24 protein-coding genes and 2 other annotated features are annotated in these 25155 nt (G+C 29.0%); of the genes, 2 read left to right on the top strand and 22 right to left on the bottom strand.

The genetic code is table 11. The annotated features are described in order from the left end of the window. Nucleotides 1–42: 42 nt before the first annotated feature. Nucleotides 43–1395 carry an MATE family efflux transporter gene (locus L21TH_RS05255; RefSeq protein WP_006311065.1) on the bottom strand — a complete coding sequence of 451 codons (1353 nt, stop codon included), beginning with the start codon at nucleotides 1393–1395 and terminating at the stop codon, nucleotides 43–45. Between the two features lie 124 nt (nucleotides 1396–1519). Here L21TH_RS05255 and L21TH_RS05250 point away from each other — a divergent pair, with 124 nt between their 5' ends. Next, nucleotides 1520–2014, top strand: coding sequence for a hypothetical protein (locus L21TH_RS05250; protein ID WP_006311064.1), 495 nt, complete (start codon nucleotides 1520–1522; stop codon nucleotides 2012–2014). Between the two features lie 133 nt (nucleotides 2015–2147). Beyond that, complete coding sequence (locus L21TH_RS05245; RefSeq protein WP_006311055.1) at nucleotides 2148–2348, top strand: hypothetical protein; 201 nt, start codon at nucleotides 2148–2150, stop codon at nucleotides 2346–2348. Nucleotides 2349–2377: 29 nt separating this feature from the next. Here L21TH_RS05245 and L21TH_RS05240 read toward each other — a convergent pair whose 3' ends face one another. The 21 genes from L21TH_RS05240 to L21TH_RS05145 form a co-directional block, all read right to left on the bottom strand. After that, nucleotides 2378–3445, bottom strand: coding sequence for a hypothetical protein (locus tag L21TH_RS05240; RefSeq protein ID WP_006311054.1), 1068 nt, complete (start codon nucleotides 3443–3445; stop codon nucleotides 2378–2380). A gap of 171 nt (nucleotides 3446–3616) precedes the next feature. Beyond that, a complete protein-coding gene (locus tag L21TH_RS05235; protein WP_006311053.1) occupies nucleotides 3617–4306 on the bottom strand; it encodes a hypothetical protein in 690 nt (229 codons plus the stop codon). Nucleotides 4307–4330: 24 nt separating this feature from the next. Continuing rightward, nucleotides 4331–4795 carry an anti-sigma factor family protein gene (locus tag L21TH_RS05230; protein WP_006311052.1) on the bottom strand — a complete coding sequence of 155 codons (465 nt, stop codon included), beginning with the start codon at nucleotides 4793–4795 and terminating at the stop codon, nucleotides 4331–4333. Next, nucleotides 4777–5373: an RNA polymerase sigma factor gene (locus L21TH_RS05225; RefSeq protein ID WP_006311051.1), complete on the bottom strand. Its 597-nt coding sequence runs from the start codon at nucleotides 5371–5373 to the stop codon at nucleotides 4777–4779. The genes L21TH_RS05230 and L21TH_RS05225 overlap by 19 nt, the downstream gene beginning before the upstream one ends. Nucleotides 5374–5406: 33 nt before the next feature. After that, a complete protein-coding gene (locus tag L21TH_RS05220) occupies nucleotides 5407–6807 on the bottom strand; it encodes a DUF4097 family beta strand repeat-containing protein (RefSeq protein ID WP_006311050.1) in 1401 nt (466 codons plus the stop codon). A gap of 160 nt (nucleotides 6808–6967) precedes the next feature. Continuing rightward, nucleotides 6968–7615 carry a lytic transglycosylase domain-containing protein gene (locus L21TH_RS13730; RefSeq protein WP_006311049.1) on the bottom strand — a complete coding sequence of 216 codons (648 nt, stop codon included), beginning with the start codon at nucleotides 7613–7615 and terminating at the stop codon, nucleotides 6968–6970. A 326-nt stretch (nucleotides 7616–7941) separates the two neighbouring features. Then, entirely contained in the window at nucleotides 7942–9642 is a 1701-nt protein-coding gene (gene argS / locus L21TH_RS05210; protein ID WP_006311038.1) for an arginine--tRNA ligase, read from the bottom strand. An 89-nt stretch (nucleotides 9643–9731) separates the two neighbouring features. Continuing rightward, nucleotides 9732–9961: a binding site (T-box leader), on the bottom strand. A gap of 65 nt (nucleotides 9962–10026) precedes the next feature. After that, on the bottom strand, nucleotides 10027–11046 hold the full coding sequence (locus L21TH_RS05205) for an alpha-hydroxy-acid oxidizing protein (RefSeq protein WP_006311037.1): 1020 nt from the start codon (nucleotides 11044–11046) through the stop codon (nucleotides 10027–10029). Nucleotides 11047–11160: 114 nt separating this feature from the next. Further along, nucleotides 11161–12030, bottom strand: coding sequence for a protease complex subunit PrcB family protein (locus L21TH_RS13725; RefSeq protein WP_006311036.1), 870 nt, complete (start codon nucleotides 12028–12030; stop codon nucleotides 11161–11163). A gap of 147 nt (nucleotides 12031–12177) precedes the next feature. Next, nucleotides 12178–12363 (bottom strand): hypothetical protein, encoded by a 186-nt coding sequence (locus tag L21TH_RS05195; protein WP_006311035.1) that lies wholly within the window; start codon nucleotides 12361–12363, stop codon nucleotides 12178–12180. 14 nt (nucleotides 12364–12377) lie between these two features. Then, a complete protein-coding gene (locus L21TH_RS05190) occupies nucleotides 12378–12968 on the bottom strand; it encodes a GerMN domain-containing protein (RefSeq protein ID WP_006311034.1) in 591 nt (196 codons plus the stop codon). Between the two features lie 2 nt (nucleotides 12969–12970). Further along, a complete protein-coding gene (locus tag L21TH_RS05185; RefSeq protein ID WP_006311033.1) occupies nucleotides 12971–13435 on the bottom strand; it encodes a 2-thiouracil desulfurase family protein in 465 nt (154 codons plus the stop codon). 10 nt (nucleotides 13436–13445) lie between these two features. After that, the gene (locus L21TH_RS05180) at nucleotides 13446–15824 is read right to left on the bottom strand and encodes an endonuclease MutS2 (RefSeq protein WP_006311032.1); all 2379 of its coding nucleotides are present in this window, start codon (nucleotides 15822–15824) and stop codon (nucleotides 13446–13448) included. 60 nt (nucleotides 15825–15884) lie between these two features. Then, a complete protein-coding gene (locus tag L21TH_RS05175) occupies nucleotides 15885–18368 on the bottom strand; it encodes a U32 family peptidase (protein ID WP_034429388.1) in 2484 nt (827 codons plus the stop codon). Nucleotides 18369–18609: 241 nt separating this feature from the next. Further along, on the bottom strand, nucleotides 18610–19170 hold the full coding sequence (locus L21TH_RS05170) for a cell division protein ZapA (protein WP_006311030.1): 561 nt from the start codon (nucleotides 19168–19170) through the stop codon (nucleotides 18610–18612). Nucleotides 19171–19537: 367 nt separating this feature from the next. Further along, the gene (gene pheT / locus L21TH_RS05165; protein ID WP_006311028.1) at nucleotides 19538–21931 is read right to left on the bottom strand and encodes a phenylalanine--tRNA ligase subunit beta; all 2394 of its coding nucleotides are present in this window, start codon (nucleotides 21929–21931) and stop codon (nucleotides 19538–19540) included. 54 nt (nucleotides 21932–21985) lie between these two features. Then, nucleotides 21986–23008 carry a phenylalanine--tRNA ligase subunit alpha gene (pheS, locus tag L21TH_RS05160; protein WP_006311027.1) on the bottom strand — a complete coding sequence of 341 codons (1023 nt, stop codon included), beginning with the start codon at nucleotides 23006–23008 and terminating at the stop codon, nucleotides 21986–21988. Between the two features lie 25 nt (nucleotides 23009–23033). Further along, nucleotides 23034–23222, bottom strand: coding sequence for a hypothetical protein (locus L21TH_RS05155; RefSeq protein ID WP_006311026.1), 189 nt, complete (start codon nucleotides 23220–23222; stop codon nucleotides 23034–23036). Nucleotides 23223–23272: 50 nt separating this feature from the next. After that, nucleotides 23273–23489, bottom strand: a binding site (T-box leader). Between the two features lie 6 nt (nucleotides 23490–23495). Continuing rightward, nucleotides 23496–23585: a YqzL family protein gene (locus tag L21TH_RS14005; protein WP_081627914.1), complete on the bottom strand. Its 90-nt coding sequence runs from the start codon at nucleotides 23583–23585 to the stop codon at nucleotides 23496–23498. A gap of 80 nt (nucleotides 23586–23665) precedes the next feature. Further along, nucleotides 23666–24484, bottom strand: coding sequence for a 23S rRNA (guanosine(2251)-2'-O)-methyltransferase RlmB (gene rlmB, locus L21TH_RS05150; RefSeq protein ID WP_006311025.1), 819 nt, complete (start codon nucleotides 24482–24484; stop codon nucleotides 23666–23668). Between the two features lie 9 nt (nucleotides 24485–24493). Beyond that, nucleotides 24494–25144, bottom strand: coding sequence for a potassium channel family protein (locus L21TH_RS05145; RefSeq protein ID WP_006311024.1), 651 nt, complete (start codon nucleotides 25142–25144; stop codon nucleotides 24494–24496). Between the last annotated feature and the right edge of the window lie 11 nt (nucleotides 25145–25155).

Genomic DNA, 25155 nt, shown 5'->3' with positions numbered 1-25155 from the left:
CCCCCGTAATTATTCTATTATTAATTTTAAAATTTGATATTTTTAAACTTCTTTTTCAAGCCACTTCCCTTTCCTAAACCAATACGTTATAACAATTGCTTCAACTATCACTGAAATACTTATTGCTAACCATACCCAGTTTGAACCTAATTTTAAAATTTTAGCAAAATAATAAGCAAAAGGGATTTTGAAGCCCCAATTTGCAACCATTGATGCTATCATAGGTGGTGCAGTATCCCCTGCACCTATAAATGCTCCTCCATAGACTACAGGAAATATTACAAATAATACTCCTATATATACTATTCTCAAGTAGTTTATACCTATATTTACAACTTCTATCTCCTTTGTGAATAATAACATAATATATTTAGGAAATATAAAATATGGTATAGCAAATACAATCATATTTAAAGCCGCTAACTTTATACCATCACTTATTACTCTTTTTGCTTCTTCTTTAGCATTTTTGCCTAAATTTTGACCAGTAAGAACTGAAATAGAAGTTGTTAATCCCATTAAAAATATAAAAACTAAATTAAACACCCTACCTCCAACTGTAAAAGCTGCAACTGCTTCCGTTCCTGAATAACTAGCTATCTTAAACATAATTAATCCTGTAATAGGTCTAGAAACTGCTTGAATAGCTGAAAAGAAACCTATTTTTGTAATTCTAAACATAATATTTATATCAATCTTACTATTCTTAAATCTTTGGATTATTTGAGCATTGAAAATTTTAGAATTAATAAAATATACCATTAAGATGAATGCAAGAATGTTAGAAATAACAGTAGCTAAAGCTGCTCCTTTAAAACTTAAATTAGGAAAGAAAAAAACTCCGTGAATTAATAAAGGGTCAAGAATTATATTTAAAAAGTTCATTATTATAAATATTATCATTGGAGTTATTGTATCCCCTTTTGCCTGTAGAATAGCTCTACCTGTCAAATTAAAAAACGTAAAAGGTATACTAATCAAAACCAATTTTAAGTATTTTTCTCCATATAATAACACAGAACCTTCTGCACCAAACATAAATAATATATCTTTTGCATATGCATAACACATAATAGATATCGTACTTCCCACAATAACTGCTAAAATTAAAGCATGTAAAGAAATATGAATTAGCCCCTTAGAATCGCCTTCTCCTGTCTTTCTAGAAATTAAGGCAATTGACCCGGCAGCTACTAATTGTGAGAATACAATTATAACACCCAGTATCGAAGTACTAAAACCAATTCCAGCTATTATTTCTATTATATTTATTGTCGATATAAACCACATATCCGCAATTTGCAAAAAAGTTTGTAATAGTTGACTCATCATTACAGGCCATGCTAGTGACCATATTAGTTTAATTCTATTAGCTTTTACAAGTTTATCAACCATTTCTATCACCTATATATATTCTTTAAAATATTTACATTATACCATAATTATCTAAATATTCGTATATTAATTAATAATTTTATGTTATAATATAATCATTAAAAGGGATACAGGGGGGTTGTATATGTCCTATATGACAATAAGGCAAATTAGGCATCAAATGTGTCTTAATAAACTTAGAGAATTAGGTTGCAAAGTGATTTCAGTACACGGAGTAATGTTCCATGTTAAATACTCTGTAAACGATTTCAAAATTGAGTACATATACCATCTAAATCCAGATAACACATATTATTTAGAAAGAATAAAGCCTTATGTTGTTTCAGCAGGAGTTATGAATTCTGAAGAAGAAATAGTTAACGCCATAAAAATAGACATAGAACAATTCAAAAATGCCAGTCAAAGTAAAAATTTTAATAATTTTATAGAGGTTAATACAGAAATATCAAAAGCCGTTAGAGCTTTTGAAGATTTATACTTATACTATAATATTTCAAAAGAAGACACTGAATTGATTAAAAATCATATTAAAGACTTCATGGAAAAATTGACCGAGGTTAAAAATAGAAGTAAGAGAGTATTCTATGAAAAAGACCCTCAAAGTTTCAATGACCAGTAAAAGCTGGTCTTTTTTGTTCGCTTTTTTTATGGTAAAGTTTGCTTAAGTTTTTGATAAATATTGAAAGTTTTTATTAAATTTTGTAGAATTTTAATAAGGTTAAACTTAATAGTATTAGAGGAAGGGGAATAAAATGCAGGAATTTGATAAAATATCAATATCGGAAATTTCAAAACAAGATATGCTCACTATTTTAGAGGCTTTGGACTATACTGGTAGAAGCACAAATAAGCAGCATTACATAGTACTAAAAAACAATATTATCAAAGAATTAAGTTCATTAGCAGAAAGTAGTGAAGAAGAATTTATTAAGTACCTAAAGTCACATATATAAAAGCGGCTCATAGCCGCTTTACTACTTTCTTAACTACTTTTCAATTTAAAAAATCTATATATACCAGACTTAGTTTTTATATAACTAACTATATATAAACCATCCTCGATTTTTTTCAGCACTTTACATTTATTTAAAAGTGAATGAAAGAATTCTTCACCGACATTAAACTTAAATATATCAGGTAATATATATTTATTTATCTTTAAGGTTTCTGGACTTATTCTTCCTTTTCTTAATTTTATTATATAAGTACATAAACTATTTATAAATCCTTTGCCTTTAAATTCCTTATCTTCTGTATACCCATTCAATAATCCTACTAATCCATTTACAAAAAAATTATATTCTATATTTCCAAAATCTACTTCTTCCTTTTCAAGTATTTCTAAAGTATTAATAAGTACTTTATAATTCTTACTTTTCCCTATACCATTTAACACATTCAATATTTCTATTCTCATCCGTTCAAAATCAATTGTATAATTACCAGGATATGTACTAACGTCACATTTATAATATTGTCCATATTTATTCAATATATCCTTTTGTGATAAATGTATTATTTCTTCTTTAATATCTCCTATTATATCTTCATAATTTCTATTATATTTATTATTTAAGATTATATATAATATCTTCGAAAGAGTAACTACTTCTATTAAATTGCTTATATTTCCTGTAGTATAAAATATATTTTTTATTAGTTCTTCTTTTATTATTTCCCAGTTTGTATTCGTAAAGATTATAGGTATCATTCTACTATAAACACTGTCATCTTTCTCTTGCCAATATGAAATATCATAGTAACTTTCAAACATATTTAATAGTGGTTTATTGTAACCATTTCGATAATTTCTCCATACCCCTAGCTCTTCATTAAATCTTTTATAATCAATTTTACATCCTACTATTTCTGCAGAAGGCATTATAGATTTTAGTGTTATTATAAACAATTCTACAATGTATGACCAATATAAACTATCATTTTTCACCTCAATTTTCTTCATAGTTGTTTGATTTATCTGTTTTTTATAACTTATACTATCTTCATAACAAGCATTTAATATAAAAGCTCTTATTTTATCTTCTGTCATATAAACACTCCTTAATATATACTATACTTAGTATAACAGAATTGCATAAAAAATTTAATATCTCTTTTCATAAGTTTCTTTGATTGATCTAGAATAAAAGTCAATTCTTCTTAAGGAGTGTTAAAAAAGAAGAAAAGAACCTAGCTAATAGGTTCTTCTCTTCTTTTTTAATTATACACTTGTATTTCTTCTAGACTTTCTTAATAGAACTATACCAAAAACAATTAATGCCACTGGAAATATAGCAGCTTTTAAAAATTTAAAAGCATGGTATACAAAGCCATCATGAATATGAAACATATAAGGCAATTGATAAAACAGTTCGTTTAATAATATTAAACTACCTAAAACAATTAAGCCTCCCCCCCAGTACACAGGGTTAACTTCTTTAAGATTCATATCTACTATCATTTCATCTTGAATATTTTCTCCATGCTGTACTTTTTTTCTTAAATGATAACAATCAAATACACTATAAAACCATATTATTACTGCAAATGGATTTAAAAAATCCGCTGTTGTAAATATGTTAGACAAAGCAATAACTCCAAAGAATGCAAACATTATTTGTAACCCTCGTTGCATAAGTCCTAAATACATATGGCCAGCTCCTGGTATAAACGAAAATACCGTAGTCCAAAATGTACTTATTTTCCTTTTCACCTTAAAATTGTTTACTGGACTATCCACCTTACTTTCATTATTAATTACATTCTTTATAATAGGAAGTCCTTTTTTCTCTGCACATTCCTTACATAAAACAACTCCATCATTGTTAACAGCACATTCACTACAAACCTCATTCCCACATTCATTACATACGAATGTTGTATTTTGCTCTTCATGGTTTATACTATTCACTAAAAACCCTCCTTAAATCATATACTAACTATTATCTTTGTTAATAAAACTCAAAAAATTGGTAAAATCTTTTATGTTATCCGTAAATATATTAAAAGGCTTTATAATTCTTTGATTTATTTTCATAGAACCCATGTATACATCAGCCGCAAAATCATCTATGTTATAACCTATTGATGATATATTTAATATAATTATAAGTAACCCAGCTGCAATAAAACTAGCACCCCAAATTCTTTTAGTCGTCTGTCTTATTTTATATATTTTTTTACTTGTTTTAATTTCACTCATTATTTTATCAGTTAAATTAGGAGGTGGTAAAACTACTTGGTGACTAGACAGTATATCAAATATTGCTTCCATTTCTTCATATTCCTCTCTACAACTCTTACATGTCTGTAAATGCTTTTCTATAGAATAAACTTGAAAATCATCTAATTTCTTTTCGAAGTATTTATCTATATTATTCATTACTTCTTTGCACTCCATATACTTACACCTCCACCTTCTGCTTTACTCAATTTATCCCTTAATATTCGTCTTCCTCTATATAGTCTTGTTTCTACTGTTTTTGCCGGTATGTTTAGATGTGATGAAATTTCAGAATAACTCATATTGTTAAAATGATACATTATTATTACTGTCTTATATATATTAGGTAATTCATATATTATCTTATGTACCTCTCTATCCATCTCTCTACCAATTACTTTTTCATCTGGAAGGACTTCTTCGTCTCGTATATTTTCTTCAAGAGTAAATTTATTTTCTTTATCCATACTTGAAAAAATTATCACTTTCATTTTCTTTCTTTTCCTTTTCCAATCCAAGCAAGTATTCATAGATATACTATAAATCCAAGTAGAAAACTTACTGTCATATCTAAAACTATCAATCCTGTTGTATATTTTTAGAAAAATTTCCTGAGATAAATCCTGAGCTTCATTATAGTCATTTGTAAACTTATATGCCATAGAGAATATCTTGTTCTTGTACTTATCCACTATCTTTTGAAATAAATCAATATTTCCTTTTTTAATTTCATTTATTATCTGCTCTTCATTCAAATTTGTATCACCACCTTAGCTATTCCTAGGTGATTAATTATTTTCTATTAATATATCACCGTTTCTCGTTTTTAAGTAAAAACTACTTTTACTGCTTTCTACTACTTCATCAACACTCTGCTCATTTAACTCATCTTTTACGTTTAAGCCTATGTCATTGCTTATATCTCCATACTTAGAATTAACAATAAATCTACCCTTTTGTACTTCTAAAACTTTTATATATATATCTCCATATTCGTTTTCTATATTTACCTTTCCTTCTATGATATTACCTGCTTCATAGTAAATATTTCCATGTCTGGTTTTTAAATCTATATTCTTATAAGCACTTCTTAATTTTACATCATCATAACTATTATTTACTATTACATTACCTTCAATATTTTTTAATTCCACCTCTTCATGACTTGTCTTAACATCAACATTTCCCTTTATATTGTCACCAATTACTTCACTATAATCACTATCTATCTCTACATTTCCTTGTACATTACTTACATTTACATCATTGTGAGTGTTTTTTATATAAACATCACCAATAATATCTGCAACTTTAACACTTCCATGTAAATTTTCTATTTGTAAACTATCATTTACTCTTTCTATTTTCACTTCTCCATGTTTATTGATAACTCTAACCTTCCCCTCAACATCATATACACTTACGTCATCATATGTATTCTTAATTTCCACATCTTTCAATATGTTTTTGACTATTACTTCTCCATGTTCATTAAATATCTTTACTGATTCAATATTCTCTATAGTTACATCTCCATGCTTATCATTTACTTCTACTTTAAAATCTTCTGGTACTTCTATTAAATAATTAATCGTTATACTACGAATATCATTGTTGTTAATATATTGATATAAATTTGACTTAATATCAATTACATCTTGATTGCTTTCATCTATTTCTACAATACTATCCGCAATTTTGCTTGCGTACTCTTCATCATTATGCTTCATTAATATTTCTACATCAACATTAGCTTTATTTTTCTCTCCTCTTATAATTTCAACATCTCCATATGAAGTATCTAAAATAAGTGTTTTTTTATCTTTCACTTCTAGTGTATATTCTTTATTAAATCTTGAATCATATTTATATCCAATGCCAAAATCATTAAACAAATCTATATTAGAAACAAAGACATTAACAGTAGAAATTACTGAAGTAGCAACAACAATAATAATTAAAACAGTTAAACTTGCACCATCGATTTTAACTAACCTTTTTTTATTTCCTTTTTCTAACACAATTTTAGTTATAATTAACTCTAATCCAAAAGCAATAATTATGGAAGGCCATAAAATAGAAAAAGCCTTATTAAGATTTATTCCAGTAAAATTATTAGCCAATAACAATAACCCTAATGATACCAATGTTAGTGCTAAAGTTATTACTCCCACTTTCTTTGTCTGCATATTAAATCCTCCTTTAATTTATCATTCATTATATATAGACGATTACCTTTTAATAATCCCTTCAAAAAATATGAAAAGTAGCGAGAAAAATTCGCTACTTTTTATATACTGTATTCTTGTTACTAGTTACCTGTATTTATATAAGTTAAATATCTAAACATTAATTGTTATCATATTGTTTTTTAAACTTACTAGCATATTCTAAAACTTTTAAAGAATAATCGCTCACCGCTGGATTTCGCTTACCTGCCCTAGAAGCCATATATTTTTTAAGTCCATATTCACCTCTATTGTATGCAGTTAAGACTTTATGTATATCTTTATCCAATACTTTATTTAAATACCATAATTGAGTTGTAAATAATCTTATATTATATTTTGGGTCAAATAAATAATCTGGGTTATACTCTAGCCCCAGATTCTTAGCCAAAGGTTTAGCTGTATTTTCCATAAGCTGTCCAAGTCCTCGTTCTCCTTTAGAGCCTACTGCCTTTGTATTGAAATTACTTTCTAATTTCATTAATCCTAACACTAAAAAGATATCTAATTCCCTTAACTCACACTGTTTTATAAGGTACTCGGAGACTTCTGTTGATAACCCTGTCATATCTGTTACAAATTGTAGCTTTTTACTTTTCTCAGCTTGCTCAAATAAATACTCAGTATCTAAAGGCATTGCAACTCTTTTGTTATTTATAACCTCTATCTTAATAGCTTTACTTCCATTTTGAGCTAACATAATACCATATACTGTACTAGTCAAAATAATAGTAAATATAGCCACCGAAAGCAAAACCTTCTTCTTCATCCTTTTCACTCCCTTTATTTCCTATTCTTGCTTAAAGACACAAGTGATATTATATAAAGTATTCTAAAGGGAGTCAATATTATTACATTATTTTAATTTACATTTTTATTTTTAAACAAAAAAAGAATTGGCAATTAAATTGCCAATTAAAAAATTAATAATAGTTCTGGGGGGATGTTCAATTAATCGCAGAAAGCCAGTGAGCCATCATGCTTAATTCGACATCCTATATTATAATTATACATTGTTTTTGCTTTTTTGTAAATAGTTATTTCTCTCTCTCATCTTTTTCTACTTTTGTCGTCACATTTTGTCTATTTTTTAGTTTACATCTTTTCAGGTGCTTCGATTCCTAATAACCCTAGTCCTATTTGTAATACAGTTTTTACTGCATATACTAGTAATAATCTGGCTTTTTTCATTTCTTCATTTTCAGAGAGAATCGGACAATCATGATAAAACTTATTAAACGCTTGTGCTATATCAACAATGTGTCTTGTTATAAACGAAGGTTCATTTTTTTCCATTGCATTAACTATTGTTTGAGGAAATGATTCTATTAGTCTTACGACATTAACTACTTGCTCATTTGTTAATTGAGAATAATCTACCTCATCAGTTATTTCAACTTCTGCTTTTTTTAATACACTACATGCTCTTGCATGGGTATACTGAACATAAGGACCTGTTTCTCCCTCAAAACTTAATGTTCTATCCCATGAAAACACATAGTCTTTAATTCTATTATTAGATAATTCCTGGAATATTACAGCCCCTATTCCAACTTTTTTAGCTATTTCTTCTCTATCTTCTAAGTTTGGATTTCTTTCCTTTATTATTGCTTTCGTCTTATCAATTGCTTTCTTTAGTACATCTTCTAAAAATACGACTCTACCTTTTCTAGTTGACATTGTACCTTCTTCAAGACTTACCATTCCAAAAGGTACATGTATACAATCTTTAGCCCATTCATACCCCATTAGTTCAACGACTTTTCTCCACTGGTCAAAATGAAGTTTTTGCTCAGCTCCAACTACATATACATTTTTATAGAAATCATAATGTTTCTTTCTATAAATAGCTGCGGCAATATCCCTTGTTATATATAATGTTGAACCATCGCTTTTTCTAATTAATGCTGGTGGCATATCATATGCCTCTAAATCTACTATATCTGCTCCCTGTGACTTAGTTAAAATGTCTTTTTGTTCCATTTCCTCAATTACTTTCGGCATTTTATCTGAATAGAAACTTTCTCCTGCATATGAATCGAACTTAATATTTAACATATCATACACTCTATTAAATTCTTTTAAACTTATATCTCTAAACCATTGCCAAATGCTCTTTGCTTCCTCATTTCCTTCTTCTAACTTTTTAAACCATGCTCTTGCTTTATTTTCTAATTCTGGGTCTGTTTCTGCTTCTTCATGGAATTTTACATATAGTTTTAATAGTTCTGGTATAGGATTTGACTCAATAACTTCTCTATTTCCCCATTTTTTATAAGATACTATCAATTTACCAAATTGAGTCCCATAATCACCTAAGTGGTTTATACCTATAGTATTAAATCCTAAAAACTTATAAATTCTATAAAGTGAGTGACCTATTACTGTCGACCTAATATGCCCAATATGGAATGGCTTTGCTATGTTTGGTGAACTATACTCTACTATTACATTTTTTCCTACACCAATTTCACTTGCACCATATTGACCTTTTTTGTTAAATACTTCTTTTAAAACAGATTCAGCTAGTATCTTTTTATTAATAAAGAAATTTACATACGGCCCTACATTCTCTATTTTCTCAAAATATTGATTTTCTCCAAGCACTTCTATTATTTCTTCTGCAATCAAGTTAGGAGCCTTTCTAAACTGCTTAGCTAATTTAAAACAAGGCATCGCATAGTCGCCCATTTCATAGTTAGGTGGTATCTCTATAAGTTCTTCTACTTCTTTTTCATTTAAAGTTTCAACTTTTTCACTAACTATTTCTGAAATAACTTTTTTAAAATCAATCATACTTATTCCCTCCTATACATAGAAATTTAATAACCAATTTACTTAATTATTATGTATTTACCATAAAATATAAAAAACCCCCATCTCAATTAAGAGACGAGAGTTATTCCCGTGTTACCACTCTTATTGATATACTAACTCTACAAATGAGTTAATATACCCTCTCTTGTCCCTATAACGCAGGGAATACGACTATTCCTACTAAATTTCAGATAGCTTCTCCGAGGTGCGCTTCAGATAAACCTTGGTATCGAGCTTCCACCATCCCCGATTCGCTATTACCTCTAGTTTATCCTACTCTCCTCTTCATAGAATTAATATATTTATTTTAAATATAGATTTTTTTATAATATACCATATAATATATACCAAATCAAGGGCATTTTATTCAACTACTATTTTCGTTTTATCTATTTCACATAAATCCTTACATCCAGTTAATATCATAGCTTGAATCAATTCATTTTTCATTTTACTAAGAACAGTATCCACTCCTTCAGCATATCCTCCATAAGCAGCTATAGCTATTGGTCTGCCTACCAACACTGCATCTGCTCCTAATGCTAACATTTTAAAAACATCTACACCTGAACGAATACCTCCATCTGATAGTATAGTTATTTTTCCTTTAACTCTCTTTGCAATCCTTGGCAATACCTGTGCAACTCCTTCAACGTGATCTAACACTCTACCTCCATGATTAGATACTACTATTGCTTTAGCTCCTATAGAGACCGCTAATTCCGCTTCATCTTCTGTCATTATGCCCTTTAAAATAAAAGGTAGGTTTGTTATTTTTACTAATTCTTTTAATTCTTCTACAGTTTTTGGTCCAACTGGCTGCCCTTTTAATGCCATTGTAATTAGCCCGGCTCCATCTATATCTACTCCAACTCCTAACGCATTAATCTCTTCTGCTTTTCGTATATTTTCAATTATTTTTTTATTTTCTCTTGGCTTAATGAACGGAACACCCTTTCCGTTAACTTTTTTAATACCCTCTAATCCAGTTATATACATAGAAAGGTCTGCTGTATCTCCAGTCATACCTACAGTTCCTGCAGATAAACTACCTTTGATTACAGCATCTACATATTCTTCCTCTGTTAAAGCTCCTCCCATATTAAAACTACTACCTGTTATCGGAGCTGAAATAATTGGCATATCTAATTTTTCTCCTAAAAAATCTACTGAAATATTTGGTTGTTTTGCATCATGTATAGTTCTAAGCTTAAGCTTTACTCTTTTTAAAGCTTCAATATTATTCTTAAAAGAAGTTCCAGTTCCTGCACCACCCATCCCAGGCACTTCTCCAGCACAAGCAATACCATTACATTCAGTACATACTCTACAATATCCTTTCATTCTTTCTCTTGCATTTTTTCTAATATCTTCTATATTCATAAGCATTCCCCCTTTACTTGCTACTATTAGTATTTTACTATAAATTATTATTTCTATAAACCATTAGTCTTTCTTTTTAAAGATTAAAGCCGGTCATAATGACCGACTTATAAGCTATTCACTTAATTTTTTAATATCCAAAATTATTAGTTGACCGTTTTCGTTTTCCTTATAGGTAAACTGAACTTTATCTCCAGTAGCTAGTTTGTTTATATTCTCTTTTACATCTTCAGATAATCTATATGCATTAGTTTTATCATTAACTTTCATTTCAATAGAATTATCATCTATTTGTCCTATATAGGTTCCTATCTCCTTATTTTGATTCCAAGTAATCTCAGTTATCTCCATTTGTTCATTTTGGTTTTTAATGTATAAAAACTGTACTTTTTGCCCTGACTTAGGTTCATTTTTTTGTAACTGTTGTTTAATTTGTTCAGACAATCTAAATGCCTTTGGTAATCCTTTTATTTCGATTTCTACTGAATTATTATCTATAAAACCTATAAAAATACCTTTTTCTTCATATACATCTGCTCTTTTTTTATTTATTTGTGATTGATTATTAAATTCTCCTAAAACAACTGGACGTTCATCCCTTTGTATTTTAATCACCTGGCTTGGATAGGTTAGTGCTTGTGTTACCATTTCATTTTCCTTTGGAGAATTTAAATTTCCATTTACAATAATTTTTTCATTTGTAGCTTTAACAGATGTTATTTCTACAGAGTAACCTCCTGTAGGCTTTTCACCTGCTGCTAATAGTATAAACTTGCTATCTTCTGTATCATGATAAAATACTCCCTCTTCTTTTGAATGTGTTTGATACCACATTAATACATCCTCATTTTCAATGGTACTTATATCAACAGTTTCAAATTCTAATTCTCCTGTTATTTTTTCATTTTGAGAATTAAAAGCACAGCCTGCTGAAATTCCAATAACTAAAATTAATACAAAAACTAATATTGAAAATTTTTTCAAATCAAATCACACTCCTTTCTATCCTTTTCTTATTATTTTAGACGTTGTTTATAGTGTTTTTGTTTCATTAAAACTTAATTTAACTATTTTTCACTAATTTTATGAGTATATTTCTGATTTTCACAAAAAAGCGGCCAAATAGCCGCTTTATTCATAGAGTTTATTTGTTATATAATTTCTCATTTGATTTACTGGTATTGTATCCAGTATATTGTAGTTTAAGCAATTATCACAAATACCTATAATATATACTTTATCTTCTTTGATTTTAATTCTACGTCTGTCTTCTCTATCTTTAATTTCAAATCCACAAAATTTACATCTCCAATTCATAAACATCTTCCTTATTACTTTCCTGAGAAAAATTTATCAGTAAATTCAAATTCTCTATTCATTTTTACATCATTCAGTTCTTCAATTTCTTTTCCTTCTACCATAATCTTTACTTTATCATTACCTTTAAAAAATGTAACTGTGTTAACAATAGAAGCAACAGCAATATTAGTATCAGTTGTATTATCATTCAGATTTTCTATAAACTCTTTAGATAGATTTACTATAACTGTACTACCTTCTTTGCTTACATCTAATACTTTTGTTCCCTTAGGTACTGGTGATTCAAGAGATTCAATTTCATTAAAAGATATTAAATCTTTTAATGCAATTTCTTCAATAGACATATTTTCAAGTCTCGGGTCATTTTCCTTAATTGTACGCGCTTCACTTTCCATAACTGGAACTTGGTCGTGTCTTAAATAAATTGAATATTGAATTTCTTCTATTTTTTCATCTTCTGTATTATTTTCGCTTATATTCTGCTCTTCTTTTGACTCTTCACTCTCTGTAGTGTCATTTACCTCTTCATTATTTTTTGAGCATCCAATTGCTAATGCTGAAACTAATACTAAAACTAATATTAATGATAAAAATTTTCTCATAGTTATTCCTCCTCTTGTCTTTCAGTCAATAATAACTCTTCTAAATTTTCCTCTGTATATATCTTAAATCCATTTTTTAGCAATAGATTTGCTGTTACACCGTTACCTTTAGTTATTTCACCACTAAAAGTCCCGTCATATATCTCTCCAAAGCCACAAGAAGGACTTCTTGCTTTTAATATAGCAATCTTAGCATCTACTAATTTAGCTATTTTTAATGCTTCTTCAGCACCTTTTACAAACTCTTTGGTAACATCTTCTCCTTCTTTATTTATGACCTTTAATCCTCCATTACTATCATAAGTAATCTCACAAGGCAATCTAGGAGTTGACAATCCTCCTAATTGCTCTGGACAAACTAATATTGCTTTTCCTTTTTGAACCAATTTTAATACTTCTTTATTTAAATTGTTTCCACCATTGTATTTGCAATTAACTCCCGCTAAACAAGCACTAATTATATACATACCATTCACCTCACTTCAAGGTAACTACTGTTACTCCTGAACCACCTTCTCCATATTTACCTAACCTAAAATTTTTCACATGTCTATGTCCCCTTAATAATTGACTAATGCCTTCTCTTAATACTCCTGTACCTTTGCCATGTATTATAGTAACTTCATTTAATCCCGCTATATAAGCATCATCTAAATATTTATCTACATCTAACATAGCTTCTTCTAAAGTCATACCCCTTAAATCTAACTCTGTTTTTATTGATTTTGTTTTTGTTTTTACCATTGTTTTTGTTCGTACTGATGCCTTAGATTCATCATCCGACTTTGTCTTCTTAAGATTAGAAATATGAACACTTATTTTCATAATACCTGCTTGAACCATTAAATTTCCACCTGCATCTGGAGATGTAACTACTGTACCCTTTTGATTAAGATTCAATATCTTAACTGAATCTCCAGGTTTTAAATCTTCTGGTGGCTTAGTATTCTTCTTAGCTAGAATAGCTTCTGTTAAGTCATTTTCAATATCATCTATATTTTTCTTTAACTTATCTTTAGCTTGCTGAATTTTTTTATTTCGCTCTTTCCCTACTTCATCTGATATATTCCTTAATTCTTTGATTATAGAATTTGCTTCTTCTTTAGCTTCTAATAAAACCTTTCTAGCTTCACTTTTTGCTTCTCTTATAATCCTCTCTCTGTTTTTGTCCAGTTTCTCTTTCTTTTGTGCTAATTTCTCTTTTAAACTTTCTACTTCTTTTCTTAATTTCTCTGTCTCTTGTCTATTTTCTTCAGTTATTTTTCTATCTTTTTCAATTTTAGCTAATACGTCTTCAAATTGAACACTTTCCTTTGACAACATCTCTTTTGCATTCTTTATAATAAAATCTTGTAATCCTAGTCTTTTTGATATTTCAAAGGCATTTGATTTCCCCGGCACTCCTATTAATAATCTATATGTTGGACTTAACGTTTCTACATCAAATTCTACTGAAGCATTCTCTATGCCCTTTGTAGATAAAGCATAAACCTTTAATTCACTATAATGGGTCGTAGCTACAGTCCTAACACCTTTATTATATAAATAATCTAATATAGACATAGCCAAAGCTGCACCTTCTGTAGGGTCTGTGCCTGCTCCCAATTCGTCAAACAATACTAAGCTATTTTTCCTTACTGACTTAAGAATATCAACAATATTGGTCATATGTGAAGAAAAGGTACTTAAACTCTGTTCTATACTTTGCTCATCTCCTATATCAGCAAAAACACTATCAAATACAGCTATTTCACTTCCATGCTCAACAGGTATATGCAATCCAGCTTGTGCCATCAATGTAAGTAATCCTATAGTTTTAAGTGTTACTGTTTTACCTCCTGTATTAGGTCCAGTAATAACTAAAGTATTTATATCTTTTCCTAGATAAACATCAATTGGAACTACTGTTTCTTTATCTAACAAAGGATGTCTTGCTTTCTTAATTTTTAAATATCCATTATCATTTAAAACTGGTTTAGTTGCATCCATATCTAAAGCTAGTTTACCTTTTGCAAATATAAAATCCAATTTAGACAGTACTTTCTGATTTTCTTTAATAAAATTACTTACAGATGCAACTTTCTCAGTTAACTCTGCTAATATTCTTTCTATTTCTTGTTTCTCTTTAACTTTAAGTTCTTTTAATTGATTGTTTAATTCTACTACTGCCATTGGCTCAATAAAAAGAGTAGCTCCACTAGCAGACTGGTCATGAACTAGTCCAGGAAAACTAGACTTATATTCCTGTTTTACTGGAACAACAAATCTATCTTCTCTGATAGTTACTATAGCTTCTTGTAGATACTTCTTATATTTTTGTGAATTAATTATAGAATTCAATTTATTTCTAATCTGTAAATTTTTTGATTCAATCTGTCTTCTTATATTCCTTAAAGTATTACTTGCATTATCTGAAATTTCTTCTTCACTTATTATAGCATTAAAGATACTCTCCTCTATATCCCTATATATATATAATTTACCTATCAATTCTTCTATGATTGGATATTTTGAACCTTTATCCTCTCTATCCTGCTTAATAAAGTTTTTGAGTCTTCTAGCTGCCCTCAAAGTATCAGCTACCATCAGAAGCCCACCTGGTGACAAAGTGGCTCCTATTTCAGCTCTTCTTATTTCACTGCTAATATCATGTATTCCTCCTAATGGCGGATTTGCTCTTCTTATTATAATTTTAACAGCTTCATCAGTTTCACATTGTAGCTTTTCCACCTCTGCAACTCCAAATACTGGCTTTAATTCTTTGGCTAATTTCTTTCCTAAGGATGATTGAGCTTTATCTACAAGCATTTCTATTATTTTTTCATATTCTAATACTCTAATCGTTTTATCGTTCATAGCATCTCTCCTTACTACAACACTTTCTTATGTCATTATAAACTTTTCTAGTCATAAAAATCAAATTACACCTCTAAAATAATGTCCTTTTGTAATGCTAGTATCTTGTTTATAATTTGAAACAAACTCTTTTACTTCCTTCATAGAAACTAAATTATTAATATAATCAAAAAATATATTTTGTATATCTTTAATATTGTTTTTTTCTATAGTAAAGTCTAATCTTATGATATTTACCCCTTCATTATAAACACTGTCTAAATGTTCAAGCACCATTAAAGGCTGACTGTTATATATTAGAGTTGTTTTTCCCTTTCGATTGAAGGGAAATACCATCCCTTTTCTATCACGAAGCCCATAAAGTTCTTTTAATTGGCATTTATCACAATAATTATTTGAATCACATCCTTTAATCAAGGATAAAGGACAATACTTAGTTATCATCAAAGGCAAGTAACCATAACCAATTGCTTCATATTTTATCTTATTTTTAGAAGTAATATCTGATATCTGATTCAATTTTAATTCTGGTGACAATGTAACACTACCTACACCATAATCTTTAAGAAATTTTACCGTTTTACTATTAAATATATTTAATCCTTCATCACAGTGAATTTTTACATCATATTTATCTTTTATAAACTTCAAAGTTCCTACATTTGAAACACTAATTCCGTCTATTTGAGATAAATCTATATTTCTAAATGTAGCTTCTAATTTATTAAAGTCTTTGTTCTCTAAAATCCTATTTGTTGAGAAATAAACTTCTTTGTTCTTATTTTTTACTTCCTGTATACACTCACTTAGTCCTTCAGTAAAGTTTAAATATAATCTATCTAATTTATCTATATTCAGTTTAGAAAATTGCTCAAAATTGGTTACTTTTATACTTATTCTTTTATCTTCGTCCTTAATTTTATTACCTGGGAAATCAAGAGCTTTTTCTGTTTTAATTATCATATCTTCTCTGTTAACTTCTATTCTATTATTTAAAATTCCTCTTTTTTTATTTAATTCACTAATTCCTTTCCTTCTTATTTTATTAAGTACACTATAAGAAACCATTGCATTTTCCTCTAAATTAATATTAATAGAATCTATATAATAAGGAGTACCACCTAATTTTTCCATCTGTTTTTTTACTTTTTCTTTGTTTAAACTTACTTTTCTAGCTTTTTCAACTAGCTCTTTGCTTATAACTTCTACATAATTTCCTTTGTCATCCCATATATGAAGGATTATAGGATTATTTATTTCTATATTTAAAGCCATATATATTTTTATTTTCTTTTTTTCACTTTCTTGTGTAAAAGAATTCTTGGCTTTTTCCAATAGCTTGACATCAGAAGTTTTATAAACTATTGAATTACTATTAACGCCTTTGAGTTTGTTAAGCTTTACCAAATCCCCTTTGTTAGCTGTATCAACTAATTTATTCTTTTTATATATTTTATTAACAATCATTCCTTTACTTTTTTTATTACTATAAATTACTTCAATACCGTCACCCTTATTTAATGAATCCTCTAATTTTAAATACATAAATTTATTGTCTTTTTTTACTATAGTTCCTAAATAAATCCCTTTATTATTTGGCTTATCAATGGAAATCATGTTTCTGCCATAATCCCCTAATATATATCCTTTTGTAAATCCTCTATTAAAGGCTTGTTTAATATCCTTCTTAACTTTTTCAGATACATCAACGCTCTTTTTCTCTTTTATTACCCTATCTAAAGTTCTTCTATAATTGTTTATAATAGTTGCAACATATTCAGGTCTTTTCATTCTTCCTTCAATCTTTAAAGAAATAATTCCTGAACTAATAATGTCATACAAATAATCTATTGTATTAAGGTCTTTGGGACTCAACAAGTATTTTTCTTCTAACTCCTTACTAATAGTTTTTCCTGTTTCCATATCTACTAAAGTATATGGCATTCTACAAGGTTGTGCACATCTTCCTCTATTACCGCTTCTTCCTCCTAAAATACTACTCATTAAGCACTGACCTGAATAGGATACACATAATGCTCCATGTATAAACCCCTCTAGCTCTATATCTGTGTTTTTCTTTATATAGTCAATTTCTTTTAATGATAATTCCCTAGCCAAAACGACTCTTTGAAAACCTAACTCTTCTAAAAATTTTACTCCCATAAAGTTATTTATTGTCATTTGAGTACTTGCATGTATATCTAAATCAGGTAGTATTTCTTTAACTATACTTGCTAGTCCTAAGTCTTGAATAATAATAGCATCAACATCTATATTATATAGATAAGTTATATACTCTATTGCATCTTTTAATTCTTTATCACTTAGTAATATATTAACTACAACATAAACTTTAACGTCTCTAATATGTGCATACTCTACAGCTTTTTTTAGCTCATTTCTATCAAAGTTAGATGCGTATTGCCTTGCATTAAACAACTTTCCACCTAAATATACTGCATTAGCACCATTTTCTGTTGCTGCATATAATGCCTCTATACTTCCCACTGGGGCAAGTATTTCTATATCATTCAAACAAATCATCTCCTATCTTTACATAGCTACAGTTGAAGAATTAAAAATAAAATAAAGGAGTTTTCACTCCTTATTTTTTAAGCCCCTAATTCTCCAGTTGATATCTTACTCATTATTATTACTACATCTATAACTATAAAATACACTACTATAGCTCTTTATGAACATATAAAATCTTCCACTAGATGATTATGTATTACTGTAGATACAAAATAATTTATACATTTATTCTGTGTAAGACAGTAGCTTTTCATTCTAATTCACTTATTTTCTCTTTATCAATTGTCTTAACAAATTCATTTAATTCCTTTTTGGTTTGCACTAATTCTAATTGATTTTCAAATAATTTATTTTGGAGTTCGTTTATAATCTTCTGTGATTTTTGTAACTCATTTTCTTTTAAATTTAAAGCTTGCTCCTGTTGTTTTACTTTTTTTCTATTAATTTCCAATTCTTTTTTTACTTCAAACAACTTTTCTTTATAATTATCTCGTTGAGTTTGAGCTTCTTCTAATTGTTTTTCTTTTAATTCTAATTCTTTCTTTATATATTCTAACTCTTTTAAAGGTTCTACCACCTCTTCTTTTAGCTCACTCAATTCTTTATGTGTTCTATAATATTTATCAGCAATATTAAATGCTGTCAAAATTGCAGACATAAACTTTGTTAATTTACCATTACCCTCATATATCTCTTTGAATTGCTTATCTACAAATTCAGCAATGCTTTTTATATATTCTTCAGATTCCTCTCCTACAACAGTATACTCATTATTATTTATTTTAACGGTAACTTTTCTTCTGTTGGTCATACGCTTCACTCTCCTTTGAACCAACCTTCTTATTTTCATTATACAACATAAATCCTCTACACTCTACAAAATAATATAATAAACTATATTTATCTCCAATAAGCAATTATACAAGATTTCAATTAACATTTCTATATAAATAAGTTTACTAAATTAACTTATATATAAGCAAACACATTAATACTTTTAGAACTATAGTCTTTAGTTTATATAGGCTTTCTATATCACTTAAATACAAAACATCGAACTTCAATTTTACTATTTGAGGTTATAAATTATAGGTTCATGGTATAATTATACTATAATTCCATATAAAACAAAAGGTAAATGCTAATAAAAAGTCAGTGGGATAAAGCCCACTGACTTTTTATCTTAAAGCAGCACCTAATTTCTCTTCTAACTCTTTTACTATGTTATCATGTACTTTAGTAACTTCATCATCTGTCAATGTCTTTTCATAAGACCTATAAGTGATAGAATATGCAATACTCTTCTTACCTTCTGGTATTTGTTCTCCAGTATATACATCGAATAATTCTATGCTTTCTACAATACCCTTTCCATTTTCTAAAATAACCTTCTCAATTTCTCTAACCATTACCTCTGCATCAACTACTACTGCAATATCTCTTGTTATTGCAGGGAACTTAGGTAGTGGTTTATATTGTCTTTTTAAATTAGATAAGAAAGCTATCAATTCAAAGTCTAATTCTGCAATATACACTCTTTCTTTCATTCCATAGTTTTCTAATACATCAGGATGTATTTCTCCTATTACTCCTATCACATGATTACCTGCTATTATACTAGCTGTTCTTCCAGGATGGAATGAATCATGTTTTTCTTCTCTTAAATACTCGTATTTATATATACCCAATCTATCAAGTATAGGCTCTATTACACCTTTAATATCAAAGAAGTCAAAATCTCCATACATACCTATACAAACTACTCTATTTTCATATGGTAGTCCCTTTATTGGTAATTCCTTAGGAATAAATGTATTTCCTATTTCAAATAATTGTGCTTTTTCTACACCATAGTTATAGTTTCTACTTAATACCTCCATCATATTTGGTACTAATGTTGTTCTCATTACACTATAGTCTTCTCCAAGAGGATTCATTAACTCAACATATTTTCTTTTCATACTATTTTCAGGTATTTTTATTTTGTCATACGCCTTAGGACTGATAAATGAATATGTTGTTATTTCACTTAATCCTAATCCTATAAGTAAAGACTTAAGTTTATCTTCTATTTGTCTAAATTTAGTTTTTTCTCCCCTTGTCAACGTCCCAACTAATGGCTTTAATTCAATCTTATCAAATCCATAGATTCTACCTATCTCTTCAATTAAATCTGCTTCTAGCTCTAAATCTTGTCTAAAAGTAGGAACCTCTGCTTCTATTTTACCATTAACTAATTTTGAATTAATTTCTAAACTATTTAAGATGTCTATCATTTTGTCAATCTCTATTGATACACCAAGAAGTTTCTCTACTCTCTCTGGTCTTAATGTAATTGTTCTTTTTTCGTTTTTATCTTCATATACATCTATATATCCGCCTACTACTTTACCTGCACCAATTTCTTCTATAAGCTGACATGCTCTATTACATGCTTGCTCTGCTAAATTAGGATCTAAGTCCTTTTCAAATCTTGCTGATGCTTCTGTTCTCAAGCCTACTGCCCTTGATGTTAGTCTTACATTTCTACCATCAAAATTAGCAGATTCTATTAGTATAGTTTTAGTATCCGTTGATACTTCACTATTTAATCCTCCCATAACACCTGCAATAGCCACAGGCTTTTCACTATCAGCTATCACTAACATAGATTCATTAAGTTCTCTCTCTACTTCATCTAAAGTAATTATCTTTTCATTTTCTTTAGCTCGTCTTACTATTATCTTATTATCTGTAATCTTATCTAAATCAAAAGCATGTAAAGGCTGACCAAGCTCTAACATCACATAGTTTGTAATATCTACAATGTTATTAATAGGTCTTACTCCCGCTTCGATAAGTCTATTTTGTAACCACATTGGTGAAGGCTTTATTTCTACATCCTTTACTATTTTACTATAATATCTTTTGCATAGGTCATTATCTACTACCTCTATACTTTCTACATACTGATTTATATCTTCTATCTCTTCTTTAACTTGTATATTTGGATATTTTAATTCCTTCCCTAATGTAGCTGCTGTTTCTCTAGCCATCCCTACTATACTTAAGCAATCTGGTCTATTAGGAGTAATTTCAAAATCTATAACTTCTCCATATATCCCCATTATTTCTTTCACATCTTTACCTAGTGGATACTCTTCATCAAATATGTATATACCATCTTTCGCTTCTTTTGGTATTAGACTTTCTGGGATACCAAGCTCCTGAAGTGAACATAACATACCATAAGATTCAACACCTCTAAGCTTAGTTTTTCTAATTTTCATACCTCCAGGTAACTTTGCCCCTACTAATGCTACTGGTACATAATCTCCAACATTGACATTCTTTGCTCCTGTTACTATTTGTAATTGTTCTTCTCCCACATCAATAGTTGTAATAATTAATTTATCTGCATTAGGATGGTCTTTAATGTCCAATATTTTCCCAACTACTACCTTTTTTACTCCTTTATCTATATTCTGTATGGAATCAACGTGGGAACCTGACATTGTAAGTTTATCTGCCAATTCCTTAGTATTAATATCTATTTCAACATATTCTTTAAGCCACTTTACAGGCACTAACATATTTATCCTCCCTTTCTTTAAGGAATATTTAATTTAAAACTTTAACCTTAATTATTAAAATTGTTCTAAAAATCTCATATCATTTTCAAATAATAATCTTATATCGTTTATACCGTATTTTACCATAGCTATTCTATCTACACCCAATCCAAATGCAAATCCACTATACTCATCTGGGTCTATTCCACAGTTTTTAAGCACTTTTGGATGTACCATTCCACATCCAAGTATCTCCATACTCCAACCAGTACCGTTACATACCTCACAACCTTCTCCTTTACATTTAAAACAAGATACATCAACTTCTGCACTTGGTTCTGTAAATGGAAAATAATGTGGTCTAAATCGAGTTTTCATTTCCTCTCCAAATAACTGTTTAACAAACATGTCGATTGTGTGTTTCAAGTTAGCCATTGTAACATTTTTATCTACTACTAATCCTTCTAATTGATGGAACATAGGAGAATGAGTGTCATCTACATCATCAAATCTAAAAGTTCTACCTGCAGATACTATTCTTAAAGGCGGTTCCATTTGTTTCATTGCCCTTATTTGTACTGGAGATGTATGGGTTCTTAAAAGTATATTTTCTGTAATATAAAATGTATCCGATAAATCTCTAGACGGATGGTTTTCTGGGGAATTTAAAGCATCAAAGTTATTATATACAGTTTCTATTTCAGGTCCTTGTATAACACTAAAGCCCATACTCATGAATATGTCTTCTAATTCTTCCATAACCTTATGTAAAGGATGTCTATGCCCTAGCTTTCTTTCTCTGGCTGGCATAGTAATATCTATTCTCTCTTCTTTTAATTTTGATTTTTTAATATCAGTTTTTATTCTTTCTTTAACTTCTTCTAATTCTTTTTGTATTACACCTCTTACTTCATTAGCCATCTTACCAACTATAGGTCTTTCTTCTTTTGATAACTTACCCATTGACCTTAACACCTGGGTTAACTCACCTTTTTTTCCTAAATATTTGATTCTTATCTGTTCAATTTCATCTAAACTTGAGCTTGCTGAAAGCTCTTTTAAAGCATTTTCTTTTATCTGTAATAATTTCTCCTTCAATCAAAGCACTCCTTTCGTAACTTTATTATCCTATACTTTTTGCTACTAATAAAACTATAATATATAAAATACTAGCTAATAATGACTTTTTTAATAAATCTCTTGTTGTCTTTTTATTTTTCTCATTACGTCTAAGTTTATTAATCAAAAAATTTAATACAAAATATATTAAGAAAAAAACCGCAAAGCTTGTTAAATAAACCAATATATCCATTTAGCCTACCCCCATAAAAATTAAACACTCAAAATAAAAAACCCCCATCTCAAAGAGACGAAGGTTATTCGCGGTACCACTCTTTTTACTTGACTTAAAGTCAAGTCACTCTCAATAATAACGGACTTAGCCGACTGAGCCTACTAGTAGTTCAACTCAGCAGTTCAGGAGCGAACTTCAGTATCTTCAAATCTAGAAGTGCTTCCAGCCAAGGCACTTCCTCTCTGTAGACATCCAATACTTACTCTTCTCCATCATTACTTTTATCTATATCTATTTTGTAACTAAACTTTTATACATCAAGTATGCAGTTATAGAACCAGTTAGCTCAAATAATTTCCAAAACAAATTAGCATCTATCATCAGGTTTACACCCCTCTGCGGCTATTTACCTAAATTATAGCATGCAGTAAAATAAATGACAAGGACTATATGTTTTTAATTTATCTATTTATTTGTAAATTTTTCCTTTGACTTGTTGCTTCATACATTAAAATACTGGTTGCCACTGCTACATTTAATGACTCTGTTTCTCCTATCATAGGTATCTTAACATTAAAATCCGATTGATTTTGTATATCTTTAGATACGCCTGAAGCTTCATTGCCTACCACTAGTACAAAATCTTTTGTAAAATCGAAATCATAGGAATAATATTCTGCATCTAAAGCAGTTGAAACAATCTTTATATTCCTTTCCTTTAACTTATTTAAAGTATTGTTTATATCCCTTTCAAAAGCAATAGGTACCCTTAATATAGAACCCATAGTTGACCTAACTACTTTGGGATTATAGACATCAACACATCCGTTTGTTAATATAATTCCACTAACACCAAAAGCATCTGCTGTTCTTATAATTGTTCCAATATTACCTGGGTCTTGGACTCTATCTAATAAAATTAAGAAGTTTCCTCTATCTATTAAAATATTTTCTAATGATTTTATATCAAATTTTAACGCTGCAATAATTCCTTGTGAATTTTGTGTATCTGAAATATATTTTAAAATTTCTTCAGAAATATGAAAAACTTTATATCCATTATTTATTATTAAATTAAATAAATCTTTTCCACCTTTTACATTAAATAATGAGTCACTATATAATATGTATTCTATTTGACCCTTTGAGATAATACTTTCCTTTACTCCTCTTATACCTTCTATGAAATAATTTTTAGAATTCCATCTTTTTTTCTTCTTATGCAGTGACTTAACATGTTTAACTATCTGATTGGATTTACTAGTAATTAGTTGTTCCATATATATTTATTACCTCTTTCTCTCTAGCTTCTTAAGGTCTTTATTATTTCCCATTACAATTAAAACATCATCTTCTTTAATAACATCATCAGCATAGGGAGAAATGTTTATATCTTCTCCGTGTTTTATAGCCATAACACTTATCCCATATCTATTTGGAAGTTGTAACTCCCTTAAAGTTTTGTTTTCCCATTGTTCCATTGCAGCAATTTCTACAATACTATAATCAGGTGCTAACTCTATAACATCAAGTATATTAGATGACACTAGGTTGTGAGCTACTCTTACTCCCATATCCCTTTCAGGAAATACTACTCTATCAGCTCCTATTTTGTATAATACTTTTGCATGCAAGTCACTCTGTGCCTTTGCAATAACTGTATTAACACCTAGTTCTTTAGCTATCAATGTACCCATTATTGAAGCTTGAATATCTGATCCAATGGTAACTATAGCCACATCAAAATTTCTAATACCTATAGTTCTTAATGCATTTTCATCAACTGCATCAGATTGAACAGCATGTGTTACTGAGTCTGATAATTCTTGTACCCTTTCTTCATCCTTGTCTATTGCTAAAACATCATACCCCAAAGAATAAAGTGTTTTAGCAACACTAGACCCAAATCTTCCACAGCCTATCACAACAAATTGTCTCATATTTTCACCAT

Origin of the sequence: Caldisalinibacter kiritimatiensis, assembly GCF_000387765.1 — a bacterium.
Lineage (GTDB): Bacteria > Bacillota > Clostridia > Tissierellales > Caldisalinibacteraceae > Caldisalinibacter > Caldisalinibacter kiritimatiensis.
The sequence above is the reverse complement of the archived record's forward strand: the minus strand, read 5'-3'. Positions and strand labels throughout refer to the sequence as shown.